Source organism: Natronomonas salina, assembly GCF_013391105.1.
GTDB classification, from domain to species: Archaea; Halobacteriota; Halobacteria; order Halobacteriales; family Haloarculaceae; genus Natronomonas; species Natronomonas salina.
Genome location: NZ_CP058335.1, coordinates 541,131 through 560,558, shown reverse-complemented (window position 1 = coordinate 560,558; position 19,428 = coordinate 541,131). Strand labels below are relative to the sequence as shown.

At 67.9% G+C, this 19,428-nt stretch carries 25 protein-coding genes; 14 read left to right on the top strand and 11 right to left on the bottom strand.

Translation table 11 applies throughout. From position 1 onward, the window contains the following. Positions 1-3 precede the first annotated feature (3 nt). Positions 4-1,350, top strand: a complete 1,347-nt coding sequence (locus HWV07_RS03195; protein WP_178332918.1) for a hemolysin family protein — start codon at positions 4-6, stop codon at positions 1,348-1,350. Positions 1,351-1,360: 10 nt separating this feature from the next. Here HWV07_RS03195 and HWV07_RS03190 read toward each other — a convergent pair whose 3' ends face one another. Beyond that, complete coding sequence (locus tag HWV07_RS03190; protein WP_178332917.1) at positions 1,361-1,813, bottom strand: universal stress protein; 453 nt, start codon at positions 1,811-1,813, stop codon at positions 1,361-1,363. A 358-nt stretch (positions 1,814-2,171) separates the two neighbouring features. Between HWV07_RS03190 and HWV07_RS03185 the strand changes: the two genes are divergently transcribed. Beyond that, complete coding sequence (locus tag HWV07_RS03185) at positions 2,172-3,308, top strand: D-glucuronyl C5-epimerase family protein (RefSeq protein ID WP_178332916.1); 1,137 nt, start codon at positions 2,172-2,174, stop codon at positions 3,306-3,308. Between the two features lie 52 nt (positions 3,309-3,360). On the opposite strand, the gene arsN2 is transcribed toward HWV07_RS03185, so the two are convergent. From arsN2 to HWV07_RS03170, 3 genes are read right to left on the bottom strand one after another with little or no spacing between them, the layout of a single operon-like run. Beyond that, entirely contained in the window at positions 3,361-3,804 is a 444-nt protein-coding gene (gene arsN2, locus HWV07_RS03180) for an arsenic resistance N-acetyltransferase ArsN2 (RefSeq protein ID WP_178332915.1), read from the bottom strand. 29 nt (positions 3,805-3,833) lie between these two features. Beyond that, positions 3,834-4,652, bottom strand: coding sequence for an arsenite methyltransferase (gene arsM, locus HWV07_RS03175; protein WP_178332914.1), 819 nt, complete (start codon positions 4,650-4,652; stop codon positions 3,834-3,836). After that, positions 4,645-5,019 carry an ArsR/SmtB family transcription factor gene (locus tag HWV07_RS03170; protein WP_178332913.1) on the bottom strand — a complete coding sequence of 125 codons (375 nt, stop codon included), beginning with the start codon at positions 5,017-5,019 and terminating at the stop codon, positions 4,645-4,647. The genes arsM and HWV07_RS03170 overlap by 8 nt, the downstream gene beginning before the upstream one ends. Positions 5,020-5,275: 256 nt before the next feature. On the opposite strand from HWV07_RS03170, the gene HWV07_RS03165 reads away from it, so the two are divergent. Then, positions 5,276-6,259, top strand: coding sequence for a PGF-CTERM sorting domain-containing protein (locus HWV07_RS03165; protein WP_178332912.1), 984 nt, complete (start codon positions 5,276-5,278; stop codon positions 6,257-6,259). 40 nt (positions 6,260-6,299) lie between these two features. On the opposite strand, the gene HWV07_RS03160 is transcribed toward HWV07_RS03165, so the two are convergent. Next, entirely contained in the window at positions 6,300-6,974 is a 675-nt protein-coding gene (locus HWV07_RS03160; RefSeq protein ID WP_178332911.1) for a helix-turn-helix domain-containing protein, read from the bottom strand. 118 nt (positions 6,975-7,092) lie between these two features. Between HWV07_RS03160 and HWV07_RS03155 the strand changes: the two genes are divergently transcribed. Together HWV07_RS03155 and HWV07_RS03150 are read left to right on the top strand one after the other, a co-directional pair. Beyond that, positions 7,093-7,593, top strand: coding sequence for a cupin domain-containing protein (locus tag HWV07_RS03155; protein WP_178332910.1), 501 nt, complete (start codon positions 7,093-7,095; stop codon positions 7,591-7,593). Positions 7,594-7,673: 80 nt separating this feature from the next. Further along, on the top strand, positions 7,674-7,832 hold the full coding sequence (locus HWV07_RS03150; protein WP_178332909.1) for a DUF7563 family protein: 159 nt from the start codon (positions 7,674-7,676) through the stop codon (positions 7,830-7,832). Here the strand turns inward: HWV07_RS03150 and HWV07_RS03145 are convergent, their stop codons facing one another. The 3 genes from HWV07_RS03145 to btuC form a co-directional block, all read right to left on the bottom strand. Next, positions 7,833-8,093 carry a MarR family transcriptional regulator gene (locus tag HWV07_RS03145; RefSeq protein ID WP_178332908.1) on the bottom strand — a complete coding sequence of 87 codons (261 nt, stop codon included), beginning with the start codon at positions 8,091-8,093 and terminating at the stop codon, positions 7,833-7,835. Positions 8,094-8,198: 105 nt separating this feature from the next. Continuing rightward, positions 8,199-9,380, bottom strand: coding sequence for a heme ABC transporter ATP-binding protein (locus HWV07_RS03140; RefSeq protein ID WP_178332907.1), 1,182 nt, complete (start codon positions 9,378-9,380; stop codon positions 8,199-8,201). Beyond that, positions 9,377-10,438, bottom strand: a complete 1,062-nt coding sequence (gene btuC / locus HWV07_RS03135) for a vitamin B12 ABC transporter permease BtuC (RefSeq protein WP_425487815.1) — start codon at positions 10,436-10,438, stop codon at positions 9,377-9,379. The genes HWV07_RS03140 and btuC overlap by 4 nt, the downstream gene beginning before the upstream one ends. Positions 10,439-10,493: 55 nt before the next feature. Here btuC and HWV07_RS03130 point away from each other — a divergent pair, with 55 nt between their 5' ends. From HWV07_RS03130 to HWV07_RS03110, 5 genes are all read left to right on the top strand, one after another. After that, positions 10,494-11,561, top strand: coding sequence for a PGF-CTERM-anchored ABC transporter substrate-binding protein (locus tag HWV07_RS03130; RefSeq protein WP_178332905.1), 1,068 nt, complete (start codon positions 10,494-10,496; stop codon positions 11,559-11,561). A 45-nt stretch (positions 11,562-11,606) separates the two neighbouring features. Beyond that, a complete protein-coding gene (srp19, locus tag HWV07_RS03125; protein ID WP_178332904.1) occupies positions 11,607-11,885 on the top strand; it encodes a signal recognition particle subunit SRP19 in 279 nt (92 codons plus the stop codon). Further along, positions 11,882-12,109, top strand: a complete 228-nt coding sequence (locus tag HWV07_RS03120) for an H/ACA ribonucleoprotein complex subunit GAR1 (protein ID WP_178332903.1) — start codon at positions 11,882-11,884, stop codon at positions 12,107-12,109. The genes srp19 and HWV07_RS03120 overlap by 4 nt, the downstream gene beginning before the upstream one ends. A gap of 57 nt (positions 12,110-12,166) precedes the next feature. Further along, positions 12,167-12,619: a YbhB/YbcL family Raf kinase inhibitor-like protein gene (locus HWV07_RS03115; protein WP_178332902.1), complete on the top strand. Its 453-nt coding sequence runs from the start codon at positions 12,167-12,169 to the stop codon at positions 12,617-12,619. Between the two features lie 81 nt (positions 12,620-12,700). Further along, on the top strand, positions 12,701-13,744 hold the full coding sequence (locus tag HWV07_RS03110; protein WP_178332901.1) for a presenilin family intramembrane aspartyl protease PSH: 1,044 nt from the start codon (positions 12,701-12,703) through the stop codon (positions 13,742-13,744). Here the strand turns inward: HWV07_RS03110 and HWV07_RS03105 are convergent, their stop codons facing one another. Continuing rightward, complete coding sequence (locus tag HWV07_RS03105; protein ID WP_178332900.1) at positions 13,745-14,743, bottom strand: ornithine cyclodeaminase family protein; 999 nt, start codon at positions 14,741-14,743, stop codon at positions 13,745-13,747. A gap of 54 nt (positions 14,744-14,797) precedes the next feature. After that, a complete protein-coding gene (locus tag HWV07_RS03100) occupies positions 14,798-15,037 on the bottom strand; it encodes a DUF8015 family protein (protein WP_178332899.1) in 240 nt (79 codons plus the stop codon). 306 nt (positions 15,038-15,343) lie between these two features. On the opposite strand from HWV07_RS03100, the gene HWV07_RS03095 reads away from it, so the two are divergent. Both HWV07_RS03095 and HWV07_RS03090 read left to right on the top strand, forming a co-directional pair. After that, positions 15,344-16,639 (top strand): MFS transporter, encoded by a 1,296-nt coding sequence (locus tag HWV07_RS03095; RefSeq protein ID WP_178332898.1) that lies wholly within the window; start codon positions 15,344-15,346, stop codon positions 16,637-16,639. Between the two features lie 76 nt (positions 16,640-16,715). After that, complete coding sequence (locus tag HWV07_RS03090; protein WP_178332897.1) at positions 16,716-17,129, top strand: DUF3054 domain-containing protein; 414 nt, start codon at positions 16,716-16,718, stop codon at positions 17,127-17,129. Positions 17,130-17,164: 35 nt separating this feature from the next. On the opposite strand, the gene HWV07_RS03085 is transcribed toward HWV07_RS03090, so the two are convergent. Then, entirely contained in the window at positions 17,165-17,722 is a 558-nt protein-coding gene (locus tag HWV07_RS03085; RefSeq protein ID WP_178332896.1) for a class I SAM-dependent methyltransferase, read from the bottom strand. A 50-nt stretch (positions 17,723-17,772) separates the two neighbouring features. On the opposite strand from HWV07_RS03085, the gene HWV07_RS03080 reads away from it, so the two are divergent. Then, on the top strand, positions 17,773-18,348 hold the full coding sequence (locus tag HWV07_RS03080) for a GNAT family N-acetyltransferase (RefSeq protein ID WP_178332895.1): 576 nt from the start codon (positions 17,773-17,775) through the stop codon (positions 18,346-18,348). Positions 18,349-18,405: 57 nt separating this feature from the next. Continuing rightward, positions 18,406-19,392, top strand: coding sequence for a flap endonuclease-1 (gene fen, locus HWV07_RS03075; protein WP_178332894.1), 987 nt, complete (start codon positions 18,406-18,408; stop codon positions 19,390-19,392). The last annotated feature ends 36 nt before the right edge of the window (positions 19,393-19,428 follow it).

The window sequence follows — 19,428 nt, the reverse complement described above, 5'->3', positions numbered from 1 at the left end:
CCGATGACGGCGACCAGCATCGGGATGGTGGGGATCGATGCTGGCTCGACGGCGCTCGTCGCCACCCTCGGCGTCGGCGCGCTCCTGGTGTTGCTCGTCCTGTCGGCGTTCTTCTCGTCGGCCGAGATCGCGATGTTCTCGCTGCCCCGACACCGGATCGAGGCGCTGGCCGAGGAAGGCGTGGACGGCGCCGAGACGGTCGAGGCGCTGAAATCCGACCCCCATCGGCTGCTCGTGACGATCCTCGTCGGGAACAATCTCGTCAACATCGCCATGTCGTCGCTGGCGACGGCTCTGCTCGCGATGTACCTCGCGCGCGGCCAAGCCGTCCTCGCGGCCACGTTCGGGGTCACCGCGGTCATCCTCCTGTTCGGCGAGAGCGCGCCGAAGTCCTACGCCATCGAGCACACGGAGTCGTGGGCGTTGACCGTCGCCCGACCACTCCGACTCTCCGGGTACGTCCTGCTGCCGCTCGTGGCCACGTTCGACCGGTTGACCCGCCTGGTCAATCGCGTGACCGGCGGCGGGTCGGCGGTCGGCGACCCGTACGTGACCCGCGAGGAGATACGGGAGGTGATACAGACGGGGGAGAGCGAGGGGGTGATCGATTCCGTGGAGCAACAACTGCTTCGAAGGGTGCTCCGGTTCGAGGCGACCATCGCCAAGGAACTGATGACGCCGCGACTCGACGTCACGGCGGTCCCCCGGACCGCGACGGTGGAAGAGACCGTATCGACGTGCGTCGACAGCGGTCACACCCGACTCCCGACGTACGACGGCGACCTCGATACCATCGTCGGCGTGATCGAACTGGGTGACATCGCCAACGCGCCGGCGGGTGACCGGATCGACCGGTTCGTCGCCGAGACCCTCACCGTCCCCGAGAGCAAGCCGGCCGACGAGCTCTTCCGGGAGATGCGGCGGCGGCGAATCGAACAGGTGGTCGTCGTCGACGAGTTCGGCACCATCGAGGGCCTCGTCACGACCGAGGATATCGTCGAGACGATCGTCGGTGAGATTCTGGACGCCCGGGAGTCGGAATCCCTCGAGGTCGTCGACGAGCGCACGGTCCGCGTCGACGGCACGGTGAACGTCGAGAGCGTCAACGAAGTCCTCGACGTCGACCTGCCGGAGGGTGAGGCCTACGAGACCGTCGCCGGCTTCATCTTCGATCGGTCCGGGCGGCTCGTCAGCGCCGGTGAGACGTTCGCCTACGAGGGCCACGAACTGACCGTCGAAGCGGTCGACACGACACGGATCGAGCGGGTGGAGATCACGAACACGGGAGCTACCAACTCGCAGTCCACCTCCTCGCTCGATACCGACGAATCCAGCGTGACCGTATCGTGATGGCCTGTAGTCACCCGTCTTCGTCGATGACCGTCACGACCGGTCGATCAGACTCGAGGAGCACGGACTGGGCGGTACTACCGAAGAGAGCCTTCCCCGCGGGTGACCGTTTCCGCCCGCCCACGACGATGTACTCCGCCTCCACGTCACGGGCGACGTCGATGATGGAGTCGACAGGATCGCCTACTTGTCCGACCGTCGATACCATCTCGAAGTTCGGTTCGTCGAGGGTCTCCATCACCACTTCATTGGCGACGTTCGCCGCGGCATCGGCTCGCTGTTCCTTGCTGTACCCCCGGAACTCGTCGACCTGCTCGACGGTCTTCTTCCGGGATTCGAAGGCCTCCTGCGTGACGACGTGGAGGACGTGCAGTTCCGTCTCGTACGCGGTCGCCAGGTCATAGCCGGTCTCGACGACTGGATCGCGTTCGTCGTCGCCGTCGACGGTCGCCAATATTGTCATATATTATTTAATACAATTTATTCTACATATATTCTCCGATTCCCGATCTCTCCGCTGGTCGTTTCGGCGGTCGCTGCTGAAGGCTATCCCGTCCTATCTCGCGGTCCAGGCACCTGCGTGGAAGCCTCTCTGACGACGGGGACGAGGCGGACCCGTAGCGCACGGTTACACCGTCGAATCAGTTCGGACTCAGAAGGGTAAGCTCCTACATCATCTAGGTCGGTGCCTCGATTCCATTTCCATTGAACCCCTAATTGCCTCCCCTCTCGTGACGTCTCCTCCAGCACAGTTGAACGGAGTTCTAACACCAGATTATCACAGATATAATAACGATGAGGGACCAAGAAGATTGAGTCGAATGACTGGACAGGAGTCGGACGCAAACGATCTCACTCGTCGCGCCCTCGCCCGTCGCGTTTCGCTCGCCGCCTCGGGGAGTGTGCTCCTCGCCGGCTGTACGACCGACGCCGACGACGACGAGACACCCACCCCGGAGCCGACGACCGACGAATCGCCGACGCCGGAGCCCACTACCGAGGAGTCCACACCCGACGAGACTCGAATCGCGGGCGTCCCGGTCGAGCGCCGCAGCTACGACCTCGCGGAGCTACCGTACGAACGTCGACCGCAGTTCTTCGGCGACTTCCGTCGTGACGAACCCGAGTGCCTCTACAGCGTCGAGCGTGTCCAGCGCGTCGACGACCTTCAGGAGGCGACCGTCGGCGACCAGACCGGTCACTTCCCGTTGCGGTCGGCGCGGTGGCTCCTCCGGCTCCTCCATTGCTATCGCGTCTCCGGCGACGAGGGATACCTCGACCGCGCCGAGGAGATGTCGGAAGCGTTCCTCGAGGACGCCGTGACCGACGAGGCCGGCACACCCTACTTCCCCTATCGGGTGGACAAGGGCGGTTCGAGCACGCAACTGGAGGCCCCGTGGTTCTCGGGGATGGTCCAGGGCGTAGCGCTCTCGGCGTACACGTACTTCCACGAACTGACCGGCGAGGACCGGCACCGGGAGAACGCCGACCGCGTCTTCCGGAGCTTCACGACGCTCGACCGCCACACCGACGGTCCGTGGACGAGCATGGTCGACGACGGCTACTACTGGATCGAGGAGTACCCGGCCGATCCACCCACGCACGTGCTGAACGGGTACTGCGTCGGGCTGTGGGGTGTCTACGACTACTGGCTGCATACTCGATCTGCTGAGAGTCGCGCGGTCCTCGAAGCCTCCCTGACGACGCTCGAGGACACTATGGAGAAGTTCCGCGTCCCGGGCGAGGTCAGCTACTACGGCCTCGACAGCTACAACTGGTACGAGAACGGTGAGGAGGCCTACAGCGAGGCCTACCGCGGCAACCAGTTCTATCACGACATCCACATCGCCCAACTGGACAAACTCCACCAGATCTCGAACGAGGACTACTTCGGGGAGATGCAGGATACGTTCGTAGCGGACAGTCCCCCCGAGGAAGAAGACGAAGACGAGGAATAGGGATCCACCTGCCCGATTCTCGGTTCCAGTCAGAAACCGATCCAGAGACTGCTCAGAGCTCTTTGACCATACAGGTCGCAGACGTGGGACAGAGGTCTCGGAACTCTGTCGTCCCTCGGATCTCGGACGGTGCAGCGTCACGGTCGATCCTCTCGTACCCCCGTCGCCGGAAGAAGTCCTCGGCGGTCGTCGTCAGCAGATATAGCGTATCGACGCCGGCAGCCTTCGCACGCTCTTCCAGTTCGTCACACAGCGTCGATCCCAGTCCCTGGCCCCGGGCCGACTCGTCGACGACGAGCGACCTGAGTAGCCCGACCGATTCGTACAGTTCGAGGCCGCCCGCCCCGACCACGGTGTTCTCCGAGCGCGCGGCGACGAATCGCCCCAGTCCGTCCCGGACGTCCGCTGTGGGAAGGTCGTTCTCGGTCAGGAGGGTCTCTATCCGATCGAGTTCCTCGTCCGTGGCCGGCTGGAAGGTGATCGAGGTGTCGGTCATAGACTCGTATTCTCGGAACGATTGTCGAATCAGGTGGTCGGCTTCTCGGCTTCGATCGTCGCCGAGACGACGTAGTCACTCAGGTCGCGTTCCTCGTCCCACTCGCGGATGAACGACTCGCTGTCGGACTTCGAGTCGATGGCGACGTCGATGAACCCCGCCTCTGACAGCATCGACTCGAGGTCCGGTATCGACGAGGCACCACCGACGCAGGCCGCCACCGACTCCGGGTCTGCCTGGAGGTCGAACGGTAACTCTGCGGTCAGGACGACGTCCGAGATGGCGAGTCGGCCGCCCGGCCGCAGGACACGGTAAGCCTCGCGGAACACCTGCGGCTTGTCGGGCGAGAGGTTGACGACGCAGTTCGAGATGATCACGTCGACGGACGCGTCGGCGACGGGCAGGTGCTCGATCTCGCCGAGCCGGAACTCGACGTTCGAGGCGTCGTTCTCCGCGGCGTTCTCGCGGGCCTTCTCGACCATCGCCGGCGTCATGTCGACACCGACGACGCGTCCATCGTCGCCGACCTCCTGGGCGGCCAGGAAGCAGTCGAAGCCGGCGCCCGCCCCGAGGTCAAGGACCACATCGCCCGCCTCGAGACTGGCGATGGCCGTCGGATTGCCACAGCCCAGCCCCAGGTTCGCCCCAGAGGCGACGGCAGCTACGTCCTCGGCCGCGTAACCCCGTTCCAGGGCTGCCTCGTCAGACGACTCACAGCTATCCTGTCCACCACCGCAACATGTCGATCCCTCGGCGGCGATGGTGCCGTACCGTTCCCGGACGGCGGCGCGCTGTTCCGCGGCGTCGAGTCCCGGTTCCACCCCGGCGGACGTCGACTCGTCAGTCATCGGTCATCGCCCTCGTCTCGTCGAGCACGCTCAGGACCCGTTCGGCTCGCGGCGTCGTGGAGTAGTAGCGCCACCGGCCCTCCTTGCGACGCTCGACAAGTCCCGCCCCGAAGAGCCGGGAGAGCGCCTGACTGACGGCACCCTGGCTCACGCCGAGCGACGGTTCGAGCTCGCAGACGCAGATCTCGTCGTCGGCCCCCGCGATGAGGCGCAGCGCCTCGTAGCGCGTGTCGTTGCCCAGCGTCGTGAGCAACTGGACGTCGTTGGCTAGCTCCTCCTCGGTCAACCCGTGGTCGGCGGAACAGCACGCATCGGACCTGGCGGGGCCGGAACCGCTCGAATCGGCGTCGCTTGCGTTCTCGGACATCTTAGATAGTGCTAATATTAGCACCTTCGAATATAGTTGTTTCGGCGATTGAGAACACAGTACGTGTCGTATCGGGGCAGGGTGACCATCCCTCCCAGGCTGTCTAGTAGAACACGAGGGCCTGGTTCTCAGCGATCGAACAGTCCGTGGAAACTGAAAGCAACCCCCTACCCGTTACACAACTATTACTTGCACCCACCGCTCCGGCGTACCTAGACACATGGGAGAAATCAGAAACAGGTTGTTGGTTGGTAGCGTGCTCTTCGTCGTCGCCATCGTCGCGGTACAGTTCGCAGGCGTCGCGGCAGCCGGGCACGGTTCGCCGGCGAACTTCACCGTCTACCCGGAGACCACCGAGGATCGGAGCCCCTCCACGACCACCGGGAACTACGTGATGAGCTCGGCGGGCGCCGACGCCTTCGATAGCGAACGCGGGCTCAAGTACGTCGACTTCTACTGGATCGAGAGCGACCAGGCGAGCTTCACGGGCTGTAACCCGGACAACGCCCGGACGTTCGGCATCGACCGGGGGAACAACAACACCGGCACCCAGACCGACGTCGACCTGCTCGAGCACATGAAGAACTACAACGTGGGCGACAACCGGATCACCCTCGAACTCTTCGACGAAGGGGACTTCGGCGGTGACCCGATCAACCTCAACGCCCCCGACGCGACGATCGCCGTCCTCGCGGACTGCGTCGAGAACACCGGCGACCCCGGCTGGTACCAGTTTCAGGGATACGTGAACGGGACCACGTACGACGACAGCTACGAGGAGGTCTACCTGGACTCCCACTACTTCTGGATCGGCGACTTCGAGTCGGAAGCGGGGGCCCGTGAGGAACTCGGACCGCCGCCGTCGGAAGATGGACCGAGCGACGGAAACGGCGATAGTGACGGGAGTACTGGAGAGGGAACCACCGAACAGGAGGCGACGCCGACTCGCACCGACGATTCCTCTGACGAGAATGGTGACGATGGGGCGGAATCGACGTCCGAGGAGGGAAGCTCACAAACCGGAACGCCTGCACCCACGTCGACGGACGCAGTGAACGACGAGGGGAGTGACGGTGGGAGTACCGCGGAGGATTCGACCGCCGACGGTCAGGATGCGGGAGCGAACAGCGCCGGAGCGAACGGCCAGTCCACCCCGACGCCGGGTGACGGGCCGGGCTTCGGGGCACTCGTCACCGTGTTCGCACTGCTGTCGGCGGCGCTGCTGACTCGTCGGTGGTAACGCTCTGAAAACACCGAATTCTGGTGGCGACTCCCGCTTCTCAGCCGCTCGACTCCGCGGTGCGGAGAAGCGCCGACAGCATCTTCGATTCGGCCTTGCGGAGGTGCTCGTCGACAGTCGAGGGGGCACACTCCAGGGTCTCTGCCAGGTCGCTCTGGTTGACCTGTCGCGGGATGTCGTAGTAGCCCATGTCCACGGCCGTCTCGAAGACCTCGCGCTGGCGGTCGGTCAGCATCGACAGCATGTCCCGGGTTCCCGGTGAGTACTGGCCGACCTGCTGGATGGAGATGTTGATGTCGTCCGGGACGGCCTTCAGGGCCTCGCGGAGCATGTCGTGGGTGCCGACGATGGTGACGAGGACGCCGCCGCGGTCGGTGAACTCGATCGGCGTGTCGATGATGAGCGCGAACTCGTAGCACAGCGCCATCAGCGTCCCGGCGGGCTCGCCGGGGTGGACATGGAGGTAGAGGTGGAAGGTGTTCTCGGCCTCCACCTTGAGGATATCGTAGCTGATGACGTAGTCGTTGGCTTCGACGGACTCCACGACGGCGTTGCGGTCGCCCGCGAGCCGGTAGAGCAACACGCCCGTCCCGTCGCCGAAGGCGTCGATGTGGAGCAGTGCCTCCCGTTCGACCCCGCCGAGGGTGGCCAGCTCCGCGTCGACCGGGTGAATCCCGTTGTGGTCCGACGTCAGGACGAGGTCGAAGTATCGCATGCGCTGTTCTACACCGGTGTATTGCATCGACCGGGGTAATCGTTTGGGTCCCCCGGGTATTTTCAACACCTGTTACAACAGGGAAACCGTTTATAAGAAGTGCGGGCGAGGCGGCCGTATGCGCAAGGTCGCCATCGACGACGTCGACGTCGAACGGAGTCCCCTCGGGGTCCACAGCGTCCGCAAACCCGTCTCGGACGCGCTGGGCACCGAGCACTTCGCGATGAACTACTTCGAACTGAAACCCGGCGAGTCGTTCTCCGGGGGCCTCCACACCCACCACGACCAGGAGGAGGTCTTCTACGTCCTGGAGGGCGAGGCGACCTTCGACGTCGCGGACGAACCGAGTTCCGAGGCCACCGAGCCGGTCACCGTCTCCGCCGGCGAGGTGATCCGGTTCCCGCCGGGGCAGTACCAGGAGGGGTACAACGACGACGAGGAGGAGTCGGTCGTCGGCTTCGCCTTCGGCGCGCCGTCCTCGAAGCACGACTGGGAGTCCATCGAGTCGGTGCTGCACTGCAGCGAGTGCGGCGAGGAGACCGGCCACGGCCTCTCGCTGACCGACGAGAACCGCTTCGAGTTCACCTGCCAGGAGTGCGGCAACGAGGTCACGTTCTGAACCAGTCGCTGGCCGGGACGAGCGCCTAGTTTTCGCGCCGGAAGGAAAGATACTTTGAACTTCGTGTGGGGAGTGTACGTATGCCACGTTGTCGCAACTGCGAGACGTTCGTGACGGACAACTACGTGCGCGTCTTCGCGCCGCAGGGCATGGAGACGGTCCGCGTCTGCCCGAACTGCGAGGACAAGTTGAGGGACGGCGCGGAGGTCCGCGAGGCCCGGTCGACGCGACAGAACTGATCAGTCGTCGCAATCGGCCGCCGCGGCCGCGGCCTCGTCGGCGAGGAACCGTTCTCCCCGCTCGGTGACCGCGTAGATGGACTCCCCACTGATCGGTTCGACCAGCCCGTGGTCGACGAGCGCCTCGACGCGCCGCTCGACGTATCCCAGGTGCATCCCCAGTCGGTTCGCGATGAGCGGCACGTAATCTGGCGGGTGCTCCTCGAGGTATCGCAGGATGCGCTCGTCTGCCGGATGCGTCCACTCTGGGCTGGCTGCCATCGATTGTCCCTCCGGCAATATATGCGACGTGGTACCACATAACAGTATTGGTTGAGCTGTTACCGGATAGATACGTCCGGGAGGCGAGTGGTAGCAGCGTCGGCGCTACGAACGAGTCGGCGAGGAGTGTCTGGCCGGCGGGGTTCGGAGCCGCTCGACGAGTTCGGATTCCGAAACGGGGTGGGCGGTCGGCGGCGCATCGACGCCATCGAGCGCGAACAGGGGGTCGCAGTCGCGGGCCAACGCCCGGTTCGCCTCGTCGAGTGGCCCGGCGATCACCGTCGCGTCGGCAGCCGCGACCAGCTCGGCGACCCGACTCCGTCGGTCGTCCGAAACGGTGTCGAACGGCGGCGCGGTGACGACCTCGCTCGCGACGCTGTGGGCCGTCGCGGCCGCGACGTCGCCCTCCGGGAGCACGCCGACGGTCACCTCGATGCCGGCGTCGACCAGCCGGCCGATCACTCGGGCCGCGGCCTCCCCGCGACCGAAGACGTGGACGCGTCGATCGCCCGGGGGCGCGTCGGACAGCGGCGTCACGGCCCGCGTCCCCGTCACGGGGTTCGTCGTCACCGCCGCGCGGACGTCGAAGGCGGTCTCGACGTGGCCGGCCGTCAGCACGTCTTCTGGAGGACCGGCGGCCAGCACCCGGCCGTCCGAGAGCAGCGCGACGGCGTCGCAGAACCGCGCCGCCAGCTCCAGGTCGTGGATGGCCGCGACGACCGCCTTGCCCTCGGCGGCGAGCTCGCGGGCCAGCGACAGCGTCCGGATCTGGTGGTTCACGTCGAGGCTCGCCGTCGGCTCGTCGAGCAGGAGGACGGGCGTCTCCTGGGCGAGCGCCCGCGCGAGGACGACACGTTGACGCTCACCGCCCGAGAGGTCGCCGACCGACCGCTCGGCGAACCGCGCGGTGTCTGTCCGTTCCATGGCCCCCCGGACGGCCTCGCGGTCGGCGACCGTCGTCGACGAGAACCGCGACCGGTGCGGCGTCCGACCCATCGCGACGACGTCCTCGACGTCGAAGTCGAAGGCCAGCGCCGTCTCCTGGGGGACGGTCGCGACCCGGCGGCCGATCTCCCGGGCCGACAGCGACGCCACGTCCGCCCCATCCACGGTGACGCGACCGCTCGTCGGCGCCAGCAGGCCGTTACAGGTCCGCAGCAGGGTCGTCTTCCCGGCGCCGTTCGGGCCGACCAGCGCGAGGAACTGCCCCTCCTCGGCGGTCAGCGAAACTTCCTCGAGGACGGTCGACCCGCCGAGGTCGACGCGGACCCCGTCGACGTCGATCACAGCGCGTGCACCTCCCGGTCGACCAGCAGGTACAGGAAGAACGGCGCGCCCAGCGCGGCGGTGACGATGCCGACCGGCATCTCGGCGGCCCCCGAGCGGGCGACGGTGTCGGTCGCCACGAGGAAGACCGAACCGGCGAGCGCGCTGGTCGGCAGGAGGATGCGGTGGTCGGGACCGACGACCAGCCGCATCGCGTGGGGGACGATGAGGCCGACGAAGCCGATGACGCCCGAGACGGCGACGGCCGCCGCGGTGACGACGCTGGAGGCCGCCAGCAGGATGCGTTTGGTACGCTCGACCTCGATACCCAGGGTGTGGGCGTCCTCCTCCCCGAGCAGCAGGACGTTCAGGTCGCGGGCGTACGCGCACAGGAGGACGAAGAAGACGGCGACCACCGGGAGGGCGAGCCAGACTTTCGGCCACGTGCTGTCGTGGAGGTGGCCCATCAGCCAGTAGACGGCCCGCTGGAGGGTCTCGCCGGCGTGCAGCAGCATGTACGAGATGACGGCCCCCAGGAACGTCTGGACGGCGACGCCCGCAAGCAGCAGCGTCGCCACGGGCGTCCGCCCGCCCTCCGTGGCGATCAGGTAGACGCCGAATGCGGTCACCAGCGCGCCGACGAAGGCGAACGCCGGCAGCCCGAAGCCCGCCGACAGCGGTAGCGCCGCCCCGAAGACGATGAAGGCGACCGCGCCGACCGCGGCGCCCGTCGAGACGCCGATGATCGATGGGTCGGCCATCGGATTGCGGAAGAACCCCTGCATGACGGTGCCGGCGAGCGCGAGCGCGAAGCCGACGATGGCGCCGAGCAGGATGCGCGGCAGCCGGACGGTGCGGACGATGGCCTCGCTGGTCGCCGGCACTTCGAAGTCGAACGGGCGAACCCAGGAGATTCCACTCCGCGTCGGCAGCGGCAGCGCGACACCGTTCAGCGCCGCCATCACGACCTCGAGGGGACCGATGTCGGCCGGCCCGACCATCGCGCTGCCGACGGCGACGGCGACGAGCAGCGCGACGAGGGTCGTCGACCACGCGACCGTCCGACGGAGGACCATGATACAAGCATGGTTGGTTTAGCCAAATACTTATTGTATACGCTTCTTGGCGTGAACGATGCGCAAGCTCCGAGCCACACTGATCGCGACCCTGCTGGTCGTGTCCCTCTGCGGTATCGCGGTGACCCCCGCGACCGCGAGCCACGACGGCGGGACCGACTGTTCGTTCCCCGTGTCGGTCACCGACGGCACCGGGAGTGAGGTGACGCTGAACGAATCCGCGGAGACCGTCGTCGCTGCCGACGCGGCCTCGGCCCAGACGTTCTGGGAGATCGGCGCCGCGGACCGCGTCGTCGGCATGCCGGTCCGCGACTACACCCAGTACCTGAACGGCTCCCAGAACCGGACCGACGTCATCTCCGACGACGGGATGGGCCTCGACGTCGAGACCATCATCGAACTCGACGCCGACCTCGTCGTCGTCCCGAACTACGCGAGCGACGAGACCGTCCAGCAGCTCCGGGACGCCGACCAGACCGTCTACCGCTCGCCCTTCGAGTCGTCCTTCGAGGACATCTACGCGAAGACCGAACTGTACGGCCACTTCGTCGGCGACTGCGAGGCGGGCGCGACGACCGCCCAGGAGACCCGCGAGGAGGTCGAGACCATCCGCAACGCGACCGCGGACCGCGACAGTCCGGACGTCCTCTACTACTTCTTCGGCACGGCCGCGGGCAACGGGACGTTCATCGACGACATCGTCGAGACCGCCGGCGGGAACAACGTCGCCGCCGAGGCCGGCATCGAGCAGTACGGCGAGATCTCCGACGAGGTGATCTTAGAGCAGGACCCCGAGTGGATCGTCACCACCGACGAGGACGGCGCCTTCGACGCGGAGGCGGAGCCGTTCCCGAGCACGAGCGCCGTCGAGAACGACCAGGTGTTGCGCGTCGACGCGAACCTCGTCAGCCAGGCCGCCCCGCGCGTCGTCGAACCGCTCCGGACGATGGCCGAGACGTTCCACCCCGAGGCCTTCGCCGAGCAGAACGCGACCGCGACGCCCGACGAGACCGGCAAGTCGACGCCCGGCGGCGACGACGGCAGCGACGGTGACGGCGCCGGCTTCGGCGTCGGCGTCGCCGCGGCCGCGCTGGCGGCCGCCGCGCTGCTGGCCCGCCGACAGTAACCCGCAACCGCCCTCTTTTTAGGCCGGCGTCGCGCACGCTCGCGTATGGTCGAGAACGTCATCTGGCCCGCCTATCTCGACGCCGAGTGCTCCCGCCGCGAGGGTCGCCGCGTCCCCCAGGACCTCGCGGTGCCGGAGCCCACCGTCGACGAGATCGCCCAGGCGGTCCAGCAGGTCGGCTACGACGCCGTCATCGAGCGCGACAAGACGTATCCACGAGAGTACGAGGAGCGCGGCCGCGTCGTCGTCAAGGGCGCCGAGGACGCCAGCAAGTCCGACCTGCTCGGCGCCGTCGCCGCGTACGTCACCGCCCTCCGCGAATGAAGCGCGTCGGCGAGGTCGTCAGGACCGCCCAGGGGCTCGCGGTCGTCCGCTGTCCCGACGAGGAGCACCCGGACGTCGGCGACCGCGTCGTCGACCAGGACCTCGACGACGTCGGGGAGGTCGTCGACGTCTTCGGTCCCGTCGACCGTCCCTACGTGGCCGTCTCCCCCGCCGACGGCGTCGTCCTCCCCAACCTCCTCGGGAAAAAGCTCTACGCGCGGTGACGCCCCGCGGTCCCGCCCCCCGATAGAAAAACAGGACTGGACGTCGTAGCTTCTCACATGGCGCTGTCGCTGTCAAGCTCAGCGTTCGAGGACGGAGGACCGATCCCCGACGAGTACGGCTACGAGGAGCGCAACGTCAACCCGCCGCTGGAGATCGAGGGCGTCCCGCCGACCGCCGAGTCGCTGGCGCTGATCGTCGACGACCCCGACGCGGTCGACCCGGCCGGGAAGGTGTGGGACCACTGGGTCGTCTGGAACGTCGACACCGACCACCAGCAGATCCCGGAGGACTGGGACGCCGACGACGCGGTCGAAGGGCGCAACGACTACGGCGAACAGGGGTACGGCGGCCCGAACCCGCCGGACGGCGAGCACACCTACCGGTTCGAACTGTACGCCCTGGACCGAACGCTCGACGTCGACGAGGAGACGAACGCCGAAACCCTCCGAGACACGATGGACGACTTCGTCCTCGCGGAGGCGACCCTCGAGGGAACGTACGCCCCCTGACTCGCCACCGGGACCGGCCGGACCATCGGGGGCATCGGCGAGACCACAACGCCCAAACGACCGCCCCCGGAACCGTGGGGTATGAATCGGGCGTACGCCGCCGTCGCCGCCACCGTCGGACTCTTCCTGCTCGTCCAGGTGGGCGCGCTCGCGCTCGTCCAGCCGTTCATGGACGCCGGCTACCAGACCGTCGAGGACCCCTCCGACCCGACGAACAGCGTCGTCTACGTCGGCGCCATCCTCGTCGCGACGGCGTTCATGCTCGTCGCGATGCGATTCGGCGTCGACCAGCTGCTCCAGGGGCTCGTCATCTTCGCGTCGGTGTTCCTGTCGTTCTACGTCTTCTCGGTGATCGTCCCGGACGTCGTCTCCGTCGCCGGCGTGAACGTCGTGGCGGTCCTGGCGGCGCTCGGCCTCGGCGTCGGCCTGCTCGTCTACCCCGAGTGGTACGTCATCGACGCGGCCGGCGTGGTGATGGGCGCCGGCGCGGCCGGCCTCTTCGGCATCAGCTTCGGCCTCCTGCCGGCCATCGTCCTCCTCGTCGTCCTCGCCGTCTACGACGCGGTCTCGGTGTACGGCACCGAACACATGCTGACGCTGGCCTCCGGGGTGATGGACCTCAAGCTCCCGGTCGTCCTCGTCGTTCCGCTCACCGCGTCGTACTCGTTCATCGAGGACGAAGGCCCGGAGACACTCGCAGAGGAGGAAGACGGGACCGAAGCCGACGACGCTGCAGCCCCGGAAGACCCCGGTCCCGCGGCTCCCGAGGAACCCGACGGCCAGACGCCGGACGGGGACGCGCCCGAGCCCTTCGAGCGCGACTCGTTCTTCATCGGGCTCGGCGACGCCGTCATGCCGACCATCCTCGTCGCGTCGGCGGCGTTCTTCCGGCCCGGCGACGTCCGGGTGGCCTACATAGAGGGCGTCGCGCTGACGGTGCCGGCGCTCGGTGCGATGGTCGGGACCATCGTCGGCCTCCTGATCCTGATGTGGATGGTGATGAAGGGGCGGGCCCACGCCGGCCTGCCGCTGCTCAACGGCGGCGCAATCGCGGGGTACCTGCTCGGCTCGATCTACGTGGGCGTCGCCCTCGTCGAGGCCGTCGGCCTGGCCCCCTACCTCTGATCACTCGCCGGTCAACGCTTCACTGCCCGGCGCGAACTCGAGGGGGCGACCCAGACCCTGTTCTTCCGCCCGGCGATAGAGGTTCCAGGCGGCGGCGACCGTCTCGATGCCCGTTCCCCCGCTGTCGAACACCGTCACCTCGTCGTCGCTCGTGCGGCCGGCCTCGTGGCCGGCGACCACCTCGCCCAGCTCGGCGTGGACGTGGTCCTCGTCGACGAGCCCGTCGTCGAGCGCCGCGAGGAACGCCCCCGCGTCCTGGAAGGCGCGCTCCCGGAGGTCCGGGACGTACGTCGACCGGGCGACCGTCTCCGGGGGAATCTCCTGCTTCCCGCGGTCGTACTGGCCCATCGCCGTGACGTGGGCGTCGTCCGGGAGGTCCGCGTCGTCGAAGACCGGGTCCTCGGCCTTCGTCGCCGTGACGACGACGTCGGCCTCCTCGAGGGCCTCGGCCGCGGACTCGACTGCCGAGACGTCAGCGTCGAGCCGGTCGTCGAAGTCGGCGGCGAAGGATTCGCGGCTCTCGCGGGTCGGCGAGAAGACACGGACCGTCTCGAAGTCCCGCACCGTGGCGGTGGCCTTCAGCTGGCCGCGGGCCTGGGCTCCGGAGCCGATCATCGCGAGCGTGGTCGCGTCCTCCCGGGCGAGCGCGTCGACGCCGACCGCGCCGGCCGCGCCGGTCTTGAAGGGGTTCATCGACGCGCCGTCGAGCAGCGCCTCCATCCGGCCGGACTCGGCGTCGAACAGCGGCAGCGCGAAGTGGACGTCGCCGTCGCCGAAGCCCGCCGCGTAGGTGTACCCGCCCATGCCGCCGACCTCCGGGAGGATCGCGAGGTAGCCAGTGCACATGCCCGGCGGGTCGGCGCTGACGAGTTTGGTCCGTGGCTCGGCGGACCCGTCGTTGCCGTGGCTCTCGTAGCCGTCGCGGACCCACTCGACGTACTCGGCGGGGGTCGCGAGGTCCGATAGCTCGTCGCTCTGCAGGAACAGGACGTCCGTCATAGGAAGGGGTTCGGATGCGGTGCGCTTAGTGCTGCGGGTGTGCTGGCGTGACGTTCAGTCGGCCGTGAATCCGGTCGTCGAGGAGGAGTCGCTGGACTGCTGTGCGTTCGCGTCCGCGGGCGTCGGCGAGACGGGGGCGTTCACGAACATGGCGTGGCCCATCAGGCCGAGGGTGACGACGGAGGCGAGCGGGATCGAGACAGACAACGACATCCCGGCGACGAAGAGGAGTGCGGTCAGGCCGGCGAGTGAAAGCGGGATGAGCCCCAGGACGACGTCGTAATAACCAGTCATAATACATTACAGTCTATGAGGAATAACCATATAAGTGTTTCCCAAACGGGCTGGATACTGTATCTGCCATTGATGAGTTGGTCCTGAATGGTAAACGAGAGCTATCTCTATAACTTATGACGTGGTTAGGGGCCCGAAAAGTGCGGTGATATCGGCTCAGAATCGGATTCTCAAACCCACTTATCAGTAACCGTTCGATTCAGTCGCGGCCACGTCGTAATTCCTCCTGCGCATACTCGTTTCGAGAACTGAGTTCAGCGACCGAAGTCCGTCCGTTTATCCCGACACCGCGAGAAGCCGCGGGCAATGAGTGGCGACTCGTCGTCCGTCGACTACGCGGGCCGCGCACGCGACGCCCTCGGCTTCTCGCGGTGGTGGCAGATTCTCGCCGCGGCGGCGATGATGGCCGCCGTCAGCCCCTACCAGTACGTCTGGTCGTCGATCGAGGGTCCGCTGGCCGAGAGCCTGGAGATCTCGCTGCCGGCGCTCGGCGCCGTCTTCTCCTTCTACGTCGTCTTCCAGTCGCTCTCGCAGTTCCCCGCTGGCTGGTGGCGCGACCGCTCCGGGCCGCGCTACCTGACGTTCCTCGCGGCGATCCTCGCGGGCGGCGGCTACCTCGGCCTCGCGTACGCGACGTCGATCTGGCAGCTGTACGTCCTCTACTCGGTCGGCGCCGTCGGCGTCGGCATCGTCTACACCGTCGCCGTCAACACCGCCGTCAAGTGGTTCCCCGACCGGAGCGGCCTGACGACCGGCATCGGGACGATGGCCTTCGCCGCCGGCAGCACGCTCGTCGTCCCCTACGTCCGCGCGAACGCCACCGTCGGCGGATACCAGGACGTCCTCCGGAACATGGGCCTCGGCATCCTCATCGTCCTCCTCCTCGGGACGGTCGTCCTCCGGGACCCGCCGAGCGAGTGGCTCGCCCGCGAAAACGGCGCCGAGGAGGACGACTCCGACCTCGCCGCCTCCCTCCGCGGTCGCGCGTACAAGACGACCGAGGTGCTCCGGACCTGGCAGTTCTGGCTGCTCTACGCCATGTTCGTCGCCATCGCGGGCGCCGACCTCCTCGTCATCGCCAACGTCGTCCGCTTCGCCGAGGCGTTCGGCTTCGCCGCGGTCGTCGCCACCGCCTCCGCGACGCTGCTCCCGCTGGCCGCCGGCGTCTCCCGGCTCGTCCTCGGCGAGGTCTCGGACCGCTACCCCCGCAAGTACGTCATGGCCGGGTCGTTCCTCCTGGCGGGGGTGTTCCGGTTCGGGCTCATCGCCGCCGGCGAGACCGACGCCGAGATCGCCTTCGTCGGGCTGGTGATGGCGGCGATGTTCTTCTCCTCGCCGCTGTACGTCTACTTCCCGGCGATGCTGGCCGACTACTACGGCGCGGAGTTCTCCTCGAGCAACTACGCCGTCCTCTACACCGCGAAGGTCGGCGGCGGCGTCATCGCCGGCACCGTCGCCGGCTTCCTCGTCGCCGGCTTCGGCTGGGTGTCGACGTTCGCGCTGGGCGGCGGCCTCGCCGTCGCCGCGGGGCTGGCCGCCCTCGTCCTCCGGCCGCCCGCCGGGTCCGGCATGGGCGACGCCGACCCGGACGCCGCCGGCTGACGGTCCGGGGTGTCGGTCCGTCCCACGGACGCCCGAATCCGCAAGGACTTGAAGGGGTGGCGCCGAACGGTCGCGCATGCCAGAGCAGTCGTTCCTCGAACAGCGCCTCGACGCGAGCACGTGGCCCATCGCCGTCGGGGACCTCGTGGCCCTGCTGGCGTTCCTGTTCGTGGGGACTCTCGAGCACAGCACCGTCGAAGAGATACAGGCCGAACCATCACTCTACCTGATCGTCGCCGGGCCGTTCGTCCTCGGCTGGCTGATCTGTGCGCCCCTGATCGGCGCCTACTCCCCGGGCGGCGGCTCCGCGCCGAACTCCTCGATCCCGCTGGCGATCCGGTCGTGGATCCCGGCGGTGCTGATCGCGCTCGTGATCCGCGTCGTCGCCCTCCCCGCCCGCGGCGCCGAACCGGTCTTCGCCGCCATCATGCTGGTCGGCGGCGCCGTCGTGCTGGCGATCTGGCGCTTCCTCTACTTCCAGATCGCGTAGATTCCGACCACCCCCGGCCGCGTTCGACCCGGGTACTACTTCTTGACGCCGACGACGGTCATCTCGAAGCCGTACTCGACGGGCCTGGCGTCCAGCCCTGCAGCGTCGACGGCCTCCAGTAGCTCCGCCGCGGTGTAGAACTGCGAATCGAAGCCGAAGAGGGGTTCGGCCCGCTCGACCAGCCGACCGCGGCGCGTCGAGCGGTCGAACTCCCTGACGACGAGGACGCCGCCCGGCGCGAGGACGCGCGCCATCTCCGAGAGGCAGCGCGCGTGGTCGGGGAAGTGGTGGAGGGCATCCACCACCAGCACGGCGTCGACCGACCCGTCGACCAGCGGCAGATCGGCCGCGCTGCCCTGGACCGTCTCCAGCCCCTTCCGGCGGGCCCGTTCGAGCATCCCGCGGGCCGGGTCCAGGACCGTCGCGTCGACCTCCCGGGCGGCCCGTCCCGACCCGCCGCCCACCTCGACGATGCGCTCGACGTCGCGGTCGGCGCAGTACAGTCCCTTCCGGAGCGCGACGGCGTCGGCCGACGGCATCAACAGGTCGTAGGCCGGGGCGAAGGCGTCGAAGGCGCGGACGTCCCAGTCCATACCCGGGCTACGAGCGTCGAACCTAACACCGTTGCCCCGCAAGCGTCGGCATGGAGATCGAGGTCCTGGGGTGGCCCCCGGACGGGCCGACGCTCCGGCTGGACTACCGCCGGTTCAGCTACGCCGGCAAGTTCGTCATGTCGAACACGGGGAAGGCGGTCGTCCGGGAGCCCAATGCGGCCACCGACTCGGAGTGGGACGACGCCGTGCTCGCGGCCGTCGCCTTCAACGAGGACCGGACCGACCCGTCGACGCTGTGGCTCCGATACGTGACCGTCAGGGACGACCTTCGGGGCGAGGGGCTCGGCCCGCGACTCTGCCGGTTCGTATCCGATCGGGCGGCCGAACGGGGCTACGACCGCGTCCGGATCGGCGTCAACAACCCTTACGCCTACGAGGCGCTCTACCGGGCCGGCTTCGCGTTCACCGGCGAGGATACGGGCGTCGCGGAACTCGTCCTGGAGCGGCCGACCTCGCAGGTCGCCCCCGACCGCTCCGCCGAGACCTACCAGGCCGGCCTCGACCGCTACCGGGAACGGGACCTCTCCGACGCCGAGGTCGCGTTCCTGGCCCGGAAGACTGGGTCGGAGCCGCCGACGGCAGCCGCGGCGGACCCGGAGCGCTGACCGCCCGCGCCGTCGGGCACCGGCGGTTTCAAGCCGCCGGACCGCATACCGCCGCCGATGGGAAACGCGGACCTCCGGCAACTGGCTGTCCTCGAGCCCAAGCCCTTCGGGGAGCTGGCCGGCTCGACCGTCGCCATCGACGCGCACAACTGGCTGTACCGCTACCTCACGACGACCGTCCGGTTCACCCGCTCGGAGGTGTACACGACCGCCGACGGCGAGGAGGTCGCCAACCTCGTCGGCGTCGTCCAGGGGCTCCCGAAGTTCCTCGAGAACGACATCACGCCGGTCTTCGTCTTCGACGGCGGCGTCACGGAGCTGAAGGACGACGAGGTCGAGTCACGCCGGGAACAGCGGCAGTCCTACGAGGAACAGCTCGAGGAGGCCCGCGAGCGCGACGACGCCGACGCCGCGGAGATCGCGACGCTGGACTCCCGGACCCAGCGCCTCACCGAGACCATCGTCGACACGACCCGCGAACTGCTGGAACTGCTCGACGTGCCGGTGGTGAAGGCGCCCGCGGAGGGGGAAGCCCAGGCCGCCTACATGGCCAGACGGGGCGATGCCGACTACGCCGGCTCGGAGGACTACGACACGCTGCTGCTCGGCGCGCCGTTCACGCTCCGCCAACTCACGAGCAAAGGGAATCCAGAGTGCATGGACTTCGAGGCGACCCTCGAGGAGCACGACCTCACCTGGGAGGAACTGGTCGACGCGGCCATCCTCGTCGGCACCGACTTCAACGAGGGCATCTCCGGGGTCGGCCCGAAGACCGCGGTGAAGCTCATCCACGAGCACGGCGACCTCTGGGGCGCCCTGGACGCCCGCGAGGAGTCCATCCCCCACGCCGACCGCATCCGGAACCTGTTTCTCGACCCGGCGGTCACCGACGACTACGACTACGACACCGACATCGACCCGGACATGGACGCGGCCCGGCGCTACGTCACCGAGGAGTGGGAGGTGCCGGCCGACGAGGTCGAGCGCGGCTTCGAACGCATCGAGGACGCCGTCGTCCAGACCGGGCTGGACCGCTGGACCTGACGGCCCGCTTCGCGCGGTACGATTCTCGGGGAGTGG

Excerpts from the sequence above, each read along its gene's own strand:
- arsN2 (WP_178332915.1), bottom strand. The coding sequence starts at position 3,804 with ATGACCGACACCTCGATCACCTTCCAGCCGGCCACGGACGAGGAACTC.
- HWV07_RS03190 (WP_178332917.1), bottom strand. The coding sequence starts at position 1,813 with ATGACAATATTGGCGACCGTCGACGGCGACGACGAACGCGATCCAGTC.
- HWV07_RS03150 (WP_178332909.1), top strand. The coding sequence starts at position 7,674 with ATGCCACGTTGTCGCAACTGCGAGACGTTCGTGACGGACAACTACGTG.
- HWV07_RS03105 (WP_178332900.1), bottom strand. The coding sequence starts at position 14,743 with ATGACGGACGTCCTGTTCCTGCAGAGCGACGAGCTATCGGACCTCGCG.
- HWV07_RS03090 (WP_178332897.1), top strand. The coding sequence starts at position 16,716 with ATGCCAGAGCAGTCGTTCCTCGAACAGCGCCTCGACGCGAGCACGTGG.
- HWV07_RS03170 (WP_178332913.1), bottom strand. The coding sequence starts at position 5,019 with ATGTCCGAGAACGCAAGCGACGCCGATTCGAGCGGTTCCGGCCCCGCC.
- HWV07_RS03195 (WP_178332918.1), top strand. The coding sequence starts at position 4 with ATGACGGCGACCAGCATCGGGATGGTGGGGATCGATGCTGGCTCGACG.
- HWV07_RS03160 (WP_178332911.1), bottom strand. The coding sequence starts at position 6,974 with ATGCGATACTTCGACCTCGTCCTGACGTCGGACCACAACGGGATTCAC.
- HWV07_RS03085 (WP_178332896.1), bottom strand. The coding sequence starts at position 17,722 with ATGGACTGGGACGTCCGCGCCTTCGACGCCTTCGCCCCGGCCTACGAC.
- HWV07_RS03115 (WP_178332902.1), top strand. The coding sequence starts at position 12,167 with ATGGCGCTGTCGCTGTCAAGCTCAGCGTTCGAGGACGGAGGACCGATC.
- HWV07_RS03080 (WP_178332895.1), top strand. The coding sequence starts at position 17,773 with ATGGAGATCGAGGTCCTGGGGTGGCCCCCGGACGGGCCGACGCTCCGG.
- HWV07_RS03095 (WP_178332898.1), top strand. The coding sequence starts at position 15,344 with ATGAGTGGCGACTCGTCGTCCGTCGACTACGCGGGCCGCGCACGCGAC.
- HWV07_RS03145 (WP_178332908.1), bottom strand. The coding sequence starts at position 8,093 with ATGGCAGCCAGCCCAGAGTGGACGCATCCGGCAGACGAGCGCATCCTG.
- HWV07_RS03155 (WP_178332910.1), top strand. The coding sequence starts at position 7,093 with ATGCGCAAGGTCGCCATCGACGACGTCGACGTCGAACGGAGTCCCCTC.
- HWV07_RS03120 (WP_178332903.1), top strand. The coding sequence starts at position 11,882 with ATGAAGCGCGTCGGCGAGGTCGTCAGGACCGCCCAGGGGCTCGCGGTC.
- HWV07_RS03185 (WP_178332916.1), top strand. The coding sequence starts at position 2,172 with ATGACTGGACAGGAGTCGGACGCAAACGATCTCACTCGTCGCGCCCTC.
- srp19 (WP_178332904.1), top strand. The coding sequence starts at position 11,607 with ATGGTCGAGAACGTCATCTGGCCCGCCTATCTCGACGCCGAGTGCTCC.
- HWV07_RS03100 (WP_178332899.1), bottom strand. The coding sequence starts at position 15,037 with ATGACTGGTTATTACGACGTCGTCCTGGGGCTCATCCCGCTTTCACTC.
- HWV07_RS03110 (WP_178332901.1), top strand. The coding sequence starts at position 12,701 with ATGAATCGGGCGTACGCCGCCGTCGCCGCCACCGTCGGACTCTTCCTG.
- fen (WP_178332894.1), top strand. The coding sequence starts at position 18,406 with ATGGGAAACGCGGACCTCCGGCAACTGGCTGTCCTCGAGCCCAAGCCC.
- HWV07_RS03130 (WP_178332905.1), top strand. The coding sequence starts at position 10,494 with ATGCGCAAGCTCCGAGCCACACTGATCGCGACCCTGCTGGTCGTGTCC.
- arsM (WP_178332914.1), bottom strand. The coding sequence starts at position 4,652 with ATGACTGACGAGTCGACGTCCGCCGGGGTGGAACCGGGACTCGACGCC.